5 protein-coding genes are annotated in these 8,342 nt (G+C 55.8%); 4 read left to right on the top strand and 1 reads right to left on the bottom strand.

What is annotated here, in order from left to right; genetic code table 11:
• Positions 1-48: 48 nt before the first annotated feature.
• From BLQ92_RS38020 to BLQ92_RS38035, 4 genes are all read left to right on the top strand, one after another.
• Positions 49-624 (top strand): recombinase family protein, encoded by a 576-nt coding sequence (locus BLQ92_RS38020; protein ID WP_090695891.1) that lies wholly within the window; start codon positions 49-51, stop codon positions 622-624.
• Between the two features lie 354 nt (positions 625-978).
• Positions 979-1,986: a P63C domain-containing protein gene (locus BLQ92_RS38025; protein ID WP_176860803.1), complete on the top strand. Its 1,008-nt coding sequence runs from the start codon at positions 979-981 to the stop codon at positions 1,984-1,986.
• 103 nt (positions 1,987-2,089) lie between these two features.
• Positions 2,090-2,914: a hypothetical protein gene (locus tag BLQ92_RS38030; protein ID WP_090695893.1), complete on the top strand. Its 825-nt coding sequence runs from the start codon at positions 2,090-2,092 to the stop codon at positions 2,912-2,914.
• Between the two features lie 194 nt (positions 2,915-3,108).
• Entirely contained in the window at positions 3,109-6,750 is a 3,642-nt protein-coding gene (locus BLQ92_RS38035) for an SIR2 family NAD-dependent protein deacylase (protein WP_090695894.1), read from the top strand.
• Between the two features lie 257 nt (positions 6,751-7,007).
• Here BLQ92_RS38035 and BLQ92_RS41005 read toward each other — a convergent pair.
• A partial coding sequence (locus BLQ92_RS41005; RefSeq protein WP_244896713.1) for a hypothetical protein occupies positions 7,008-8,342 on the bottom strand: 1,335 nt, incomplete at its 5' end.

Consider the following 8,342-nt stretch of genomic DNA (forward strand, 5'->3'; position numbering starts at 1 on the left):
TTGATTACCTGGCATCCTGGCTACCACCATTACTTACCGGGGTTGCCGATGTCTCGCACGTTCCTGTACGCCCGCGTCTCCACAGCGGAGCAAACGACCGCAAATCAAGTGCTGGAAGCCCGCGCCGCCGGATTCGCGGCCCTGCCGCGCCATACCGTCGAGGAAACCATCTCGGGCAGCGTCCCGGCTGCGGAACGCCCCGGCTTCGCCAAACTGCTGGACCGGCTGGACGAGGGCGACAAGCTAATCGTGACGAAGCTGGACCGGCTGGGCCGTAACACAACCGATGTGCTCGGGACCGTTGAGCGGCTTGGCGCAATGGGTGTCCATGTGCATTGCCTCGCACTTAAGGGCGTCGATCTGACCAGTGCATCCGGCAAGCTTCATATGACCGTACTGGCGGCGGTGTCGCAGTTCGAGCGCGACCTGCTCATCGAGCGGACGCACGCGGGACTTGCTCGCGCCAAGGCAGAGGGGAAAAAGCTAGGGCGCAGACATTCGCTGACCATGGAGCAAAAGGCCGAGATTAAATCGAAGCTATCAGCGGGCGCTTCAGCTCGCGGTCTGGCGAAAGAATATGCTGTCTCGCACCCCACCATCCTAAAGGTGGCGCAGCTTGGCTAACTCGCTCCCCAACGTGCAGACCATGTTCGGCGAGGGTCATAGGAACTGGTGGATCAGCTTCGCCATGTAGATCGCACTCGGTCAATCCAATTGATCCATGTTTGGCGGCTGTTCCGCTTGGGCCGTTTCGGCGTACCCAAAAGAGCCCCGTACGCTATTGCTGTCGGTGATTTCGGGACGTCCTAGTGCCCCTGCTCGGAGGGCACGGAATAATTCGAGCGAACCGGCCAGCTGATGTACGGAACTACCTCCCAATCCCTCGCTTGGAGAAAATGCAAGCACGAAGAAACACTGCTTTGCATGCTTGCATAGTAAGTGCTATAAATGCAAGCATCGACCAAGGAGGATGCAAGCATGCGCGAATCGAAAGCCATTGGCGGTGCTGCCCGAGCGAAAGCGCTTAGTCCGGAAGTGCGCAGTGCCATTGCGAAGAAAGCCGCGCTCGCACGTTGGGGGGAAAGCTTGCCGAAGGCAACTCATGGTTCCCCCGACAAGCCCGTCCGTATCGGCGACATAGAAATCCCCTGTTATGTGCTTCCGGACGAAACGCGCGTCCTATCGCAAAGCGGTCTGTACGCCGCACTTGGGATATCCAAGGGCGGAGGTCGAGGTGGCGAGCGAAAAATTACCGCCTTGATGGACAGAATAGAGCGTAACGGGGTACAAATCGATGATTTGGTAAAGCGCGCAAGCTCCACCATACGTTTTGTTCCTCCGCACGGTGGAAACCCAGCAGACGGCTACGAAGCAACGATCCTCCCGGACATATGTTCCGCGCTTATAAAGGCCGACCAGAAAGGGGTTCTCGACTCCCGATACAAATACTTGGCTGAGCGCGCGGCTATCTTGCAGCACGGTTTTGCGACATTGGGAATTATTGGGTTGGTGGACGAAGCCACCGGATACCAGAATGTACGTGCTCGCGACGCCCTGCAGGCTTTCTTGGACAGGTTTTTGCGCCGAGAACTGGCCGCTTGGGTCAAAACGTTTCCTGATGAGTTTTTCGAGCAACTTTTTCGACTTAAGCGCTGGCGGTGGAAGGGAACCTCGCGACGCCCGGGCGTGGTTGGACATTACATTAACGACCTTATCTATGATCGACTCGGCCCGGGTGTGCTAGACGAACTCCAGCGGCGTAATCCTGTTGATGCGAATGGGCGTCGAAAGGCCAAGCACTTTCAGTGGCTTACGGAGGACATCGGAAATCCCGCGCTCGCGCAACATATGTACGCGACGATCGGCTTTATGCGCTCCCATGACGATTGGGAGGCGTTCAAGACACATTTCAGTCGGGCTTTTCCTAAGCGAGGCGAAAATCTTTCGTTGGCGCTGGACTATCAATCAGACACGAAACGTCCATGACGAAAGTACGCCCCGCATCCTACGATAGCTCGCCGAGGCTAATCTTCAGAATCAAGGATGAGCGACGCTTTAATGTCGTGGCTCATTACGGGGACTGATCCACATGCACGCATATTATTCTCTTCGCGCCGGAAGCAACCCGAATCCAAGTGGCCTACCGCTCGCCGACGTGATTGATCTGTTTACGCGGGTTTTTGCTCTGCTTAGGCAAGATGGATACTTTGATGAAGCGTTCGGGTTCACCTGCGTTGATGCCGGGGACGTCGATGGAAAAGTACGGGACGTCGGGCTCGAAATATTGCTAAATGTCCGAAAGAAGGGGTTGTGGCCCATCGAGGAGGCAGCATCGATGTACAAGGAAGATGACCTATTCGACATGATCGAATTTCTCTTCCAGTATGTCTCAAAACCAGTCGATGGGACAATGCATTCGTATGCGGGCTGCGGGATGCATTGGGAGACGTTTAACAAACGAGATGGCCAGCAGGACTTTCGCGAAAAGATCAACGCTGTACTGTCCCACTACGAGAAGCGGTTCGCGCTTTCTGAGAATGGTCAGGTGCTGCACGAACCGGAATCAGGATTTGAACCCATCTTTAATGCCGATATACCGTCTGACGATGCAAACGTCTCGGGCCGTGTGGCGGCGGCAACATTGCAGTATCGGAGACATGGTGCAACGATCGCTGATCGCCGCCAGGCAGTTCGTGAGTTGGCTGACGTGCTGGAATACCTGCGGCCAAAGATGAAGGAATTGATCACGTCGAAGGACGAGGCTGATTTGTTCAATATTGCGAATAACTTTGGAGTGAGGCATCACAATGAAAAGCAAAAAACCGGCTATGACGCATCGCTCTGGCTAAGCTGGATGTTTTACTACTATCTGTCGACCATACATGTGGTTCTTCGAAAGATGCGTCGGGAGTAGCGGCGGTCAGTCGCAGCCACCATGTGGCATAGCATTACCTTCTGTATAGCCGCTACGCTAACATCATTCCTTGCCGCATATCCAGACCAACCATCTGCCGGCTTCTCGCAATCGAGGGGCTGCAGTCAGATGAAGGTCCGACTGGCATAATTGGTCGAGCAGGGCCACCGATTGAAAAACAATTCCAAACGATCATGATCGACGATCTAACCAAACTACCAGATTATCCGGCTCTCCAGCAATTTGCCCGTGCGCTATGGCGTAACGGCTCCATTCGAGGCGCCGCGGTTCTGATCGGTGCGGGCTTTACCAAGAATGCGATCCGTCCTGGGATGGATACACCGCCACCGCCGCTTTGGTCCGATCTCGCACGCGATCTGGTCGACCAACTCTATTCCGGCGCAAAACACCAGGCTCCGACAAATCCGCTAAGAATCGCCGAGGAGTATCGAACGTATTTTGGGCAGGCTGCCATGGACGACTTCATCCGTGCGCGGTTTCCAGATCGCGCTTGGTTACCCGGCCAATTGCATACCGAGCTCCTGGAATTTCCTTGGTCCGACATCCTGACGACCAACTGGGACACCCTCCTTGAGCGGGCAGCGGAAAGTGCAGTAGACGCAACATATGATGCTGTTCGCTCAGAAGCAGACCTTCCGCACGCACGGTCGCCGCGTATTGTTAAGCTGCACGGGTCAATCGGAGATATCGGACCGTTGATCTTTGCGGAAGAGGACTATCGTACGTACCCGGCCAAGCACGCGGCGTTTGTTAATCTTGCACGGCAGATATTTATCGAGAATGAACTGTGTCTCTTGGGTTTCTCCGGCGATGATCCAAATTTCCTTCAGTGGGCTGGCTGGGTCCGCGACCAACTGGGTGGGAATGCTCGCCGTATCTACCTTGTAGGGAATCTTGACTTGCTACCTGCGAGACGGAAATTCCTAGAGTCCCATAATATCGCTCCGATCGACTTTGCACCTATTGTTGGCAATGTATCCCCAGCGGAAAAGCATGCGACAGCAACGCGCCTCTTCTTTGATGCGCTGAGGGCGGCAAAGCCCATTCCACTGCATGAATGGCCGTTGACATCATCCAGCCTCTATCCGCTCCGAAGCTCAGGAACTGATGTGTTTCAGCGTGTTCGCATAGATGACGCTTTCGCAGCCGAATTGCTCGACAAAACGGCGGCGCTGTTGAAGGCCGACCGGGAACGATATCCTGGATGGTTTGTCTGTCCGCGGAGGTTTCGCCAAAGCCTTCAATATGGCGGCGACGAGGCTTGGCTTTTGCGTGCGCCAGTGCTTGCGCACTTCGACTATGCGCGACGCGCAGAAATTCTTTACGAACTTCTATGGCGTCGTACGACCGGCTTCCATCCGCTGCCGGAGCAACTGGTCCACGCCATCACGCAGCTCCTCGAAGCGGTCGAAACCGAAGTCGAACCAAGTCGTCGTGGCGATTTTGCAGTTGCGCTGATGCGGCACGCGAGGCTGTCGAACGACGACGATACCTTGGACCGGTGGGGGAAATTTATAGAGGCAGATGCCTCGGCGGGTGACTCCATCAGAATGGACGCGCAATACCAGAAATGTTTGCGCGCCAGAGACCGGTTGAACCTGCATGCGCTATCAACGGGGTTAGCTGCCCTCGAGTCGGACGACCCGATCTGGCAGATACGTCGCGCTGCGCTACTTACCGAAATAGGGCGTTACGTTGAAGCGACGAAGTTAATCAAGGATGCGACCGTCGAACTGGAGAAGCGACACAGGTTAGATAGGTTTTCCCTTTGGATTAAAGCCCGACTCGGGTGGGCCGCCTGGTTGAGCCGTGGCATGGATGCAGCGAATTTCAAACGACGATCCGACACGACACGACCGCGAGAATTCAAAGACCTCCTCATCGATCCATTGCAAGAAATCGAACACATCGAAAGTCAGGCACAAGAAATCGCATCGAAGCAGCGTAAAAGCGATGTGGAGGTCGTTCCGTTATTCGATCCTGGACACTATCGTGACTCCTCCGGAGAGGAGCTGGGCAACGCGCTTTCCGTACTCTACGAGCTCGACCAGTTAATTGAAGTGGTGGGGCTGCCAATTCGCATTAACAATGTCGGCATTTGTAGTGGAGCTGTAATCAGCAGTGTAAAAATAACGTACCAGCGGACCGTTGATTGGTACGCTTGGTTGCTTCGCGCGCTACATAGTCATTTCGATGAATCTTTCAACCGGTACTTCGGGCGCGTCGCGATTGCGCAGCTTGCGCCTGAGGTGAGTGGTGAACTTATTTCCATCGTAAATCAGGCAATCTCCTACTGGTTTGATCTCGTTAAAGTATCGCAAAGCCCAGAGCATCGCGACGACCTGATGCACGCCGGGGACCAGCTAAGACTGCACCTGACTGTTTTATCGCGCCTGACGGTCCGAATGTCCGAGGACGAGGCTCAACGTGCATTCGAACGCGCGCTTGAACTGGCCAAGGATTCACTCATATGGCACCACTGGTTGCTTGAGGCGCTGGGCGAGCTTGCGAATTACGCGCTAGCGGCAATCTCAAGTGAACGACAAGGAAAGCTGGCGCTCGTTTCAATGGAGTTTCCGCTCTCCATCGAGAAAGGGGTCGATAAACGTTTCTGGCCATCGATTGTTCAGGCTGCATGGGAGTCGACGCCGGACAGATCGCAAGATCATGGGCGATGGAAACATCGTGTCGATCAACTCATACAAGCAGCACGGAAAAGCCAGCCTGCACGAGAAGAGGCAGTTTTGCGGCTTGCTTACCTTTCGATTCACAAAGTGCTAACAACCGAGGAAGACTCAGCATTCGGGGATGAGTTGTGGTCGGACACAGATGGGCAGGAGGATGCACTTCCTTCTACCACCGGTTTACTGGTTAGTACCATCGCTCAACTGCCTTCCCCCACGAGTATTGACGCATCATCACGTGTACGCGAGAGACTTTTCGGTGTCGACCTCCAAGCCATTCTTGCATTGCCACAGCCATTGGACTCACGGGTTCTTGCAGACAAGCAGTCCCACTTTGCATCGCTGTTACATGCCAAACAAATTGGTTTGACATTGGAAGATCATCAGGCTGTTCGGCTCTTTGATCAATTGGTAAGTTGGACACCGATGAAACCCGATCCCCATGATCCGTTTGGGACGTCTATGGCCAACGACTTCACTGACAGAATGCTAACCCTTGTCGGCCCTATCCTGGGGAACGCTGTTATACCGGCGATGACCGACGCCGACAGAACCGAGCAGCGCGCACGTGCGCTTTTAGAATTTATATCTCGTACGAAGGCATGGCACGGCCTTCTAGGTCTTCCTTACTTCCTTGTCGCGTCTCCGAGCATGATCTACGAAGTTGCGACGATGGTGAGACGGGGATTGGTTGGCACTTTGCATCAGCGCGTCGCCAACGCAACGGCGGCTCTCGTGCGTTGGGCCGCACTTGTTAAGGATCGAGTATTGTCTGAACTGCCGAGCGCTCTCATCGAGCAATTGATTGCGACGATCGAGACGCGACACGAGCATGGACTACATACCCTTTTGGACGCGGCGTTTGTTTTGCTGAAAGACGGATTTATCAGAGACGCGCGTCCCGTTCGATTGATGGGGGCAATCGCTGATCTTCTGGTTGAAACAGAGTATGCCGATATCGATATAGCTAGCCGAAAGGCTGTGTCGGTTTCGCTTGTCCGTGTCGAGTGTGTGAAGCTAGCGATGGCGCTTCGAGAACACGTAGACGATGACGGCACTCTATCCGCATGGATCAACGCGGGAAAATATGATCCTCTGCCCGAGGTCCGCTTTAGCGCGAATCAAGCGTGAGCGTGTGCAGGTGGTGTCGTTCACAGGGTCTCTGACAAAAGGTGTTCTCGTATCATCGAAGGTTATTCGCCTCAAAGCGGCCACCCGTCGTTCGAACTCGAGGAGCCGCTTCCGGCTGGTGAACTGAGCCCGTTGCTGGCCAAACTGCACTAGAGTGACAAGCCGTCGGTTGATGTCGGAGGCTGCAGGATAAACCGATCAACCGTTGCAGCAATCTGTTCGGCAGTACGTTTCAGAAGCGCGACGGACCAATACCTTCACCCGACAGCTTTCACCGCCTCATAGCGGCGTTTGCGACGCGTCTTCTCGCGCGTTATCCGCGACAGGAACCCGCATTGAGCGCACCAGTTCCCAGCAGAGGCTATTTGTCGGGGGCGCGCCCACCACCGATGACCTCGCGCGCACTCCCATTCGAGCTTTGTCTGGTTATCAACGTAGGTATCGGACAGACACCGCCCGCCACGTTCCGCCGCAATAGCATGCATCGTCTCGATGCCTCGCCGCTGCCGGTCTTCGGTGCGGCACGTCGGACACCAGCTCCCTTTAAGAATCTCTGAGCCCCACGCCAACCATTCGTGCCCTCGCTCACACTGGAACGGATAGCGGGTCTGTATGCGTTGGTAACCTGATGCCAGGCATTTGCCGCCTCGACGTACGGCTACCCGCTGAAGCTCCGCCAGTCCATCCGGTCGACGTGCCCTCTCGTAGACGCATTGCGGGCACCACGCCTCGCGCATGACTTCGATGCCGCTCGTTTCCCACTCGTGTCCCTGAACGCATCGAAACCTGTACTGTGCGGACTTTCCTTCGTACACCGTGGACAGACACTCCCCGCCGCGTTCGCGGGCGCGGTTCTGTATCGGGAGAAGCCCGCCTGCGGCCCATAGCTGACGTTCGGCCCTTCTCATGTTTGAGCAGATCGGGCACCAGCAGCCCCGAAAGATGGTGGCGGCGGTCGTTTCAAACTCGTGGCCGATTGCGCAAACGAACCGGTATCGACCCTTCAATCCAAGATACGTGCTGGTCAGACAGTGACCACCCGACTGTCGGGCGATATCGTGCATGCGCTTCATGCCATCTTCGACCAGGCAATCCGGACACGCGATGCGGGCGATGCGTAACAGTTGTTGACCGCCGCGCTCCCACTCGTGACCCCGCTCGCATCTCAATCGATACCGGACGTTCTGTCCGCGCCAGCTTGCATCAAGCAAGGACAATCCGGCATCGACAAACTTGCTGCGAATCTGGTCCAGCTGTTCGTCGCGCAAACGCTGGGCGGACAGATCGGCTGCTTCCGTCCGGTGCCGGAGTAAAAGCGAGACGGCCTGGTAAGCGGTTGAAATGTGCCCTTCCTGCGCAAGCGCAGCCTGCGTAAAAGTCAAACCGTCGATCAGAACAGCACGCGCCATTGCCGCGCTGCGATCCGATATCGGTCTTCCCAGCTTACCCGGCCGCCTTGCAGCCGCTACCAGCGTCTCGAATTCCTCGCGCGTGAGGCTCGGCAGGTCAGGGGGCCGACGTGGCATGCTGTTTTCTCTCCTGAAAGTGATCGGGTCATTCGATTCCGGGCAGCTCGCTGTCTTTCTTCGCGA

The organism is Paraburkholderia phenazinium (assembly GCF_900100735.1).
Lineage (GTDB): Bacteria > Pseudomonadota > Gammaproteobacteria > Burkholderiales > Burkholderiaceae > Paraburkholderia > Paraburkholderia phenazinia.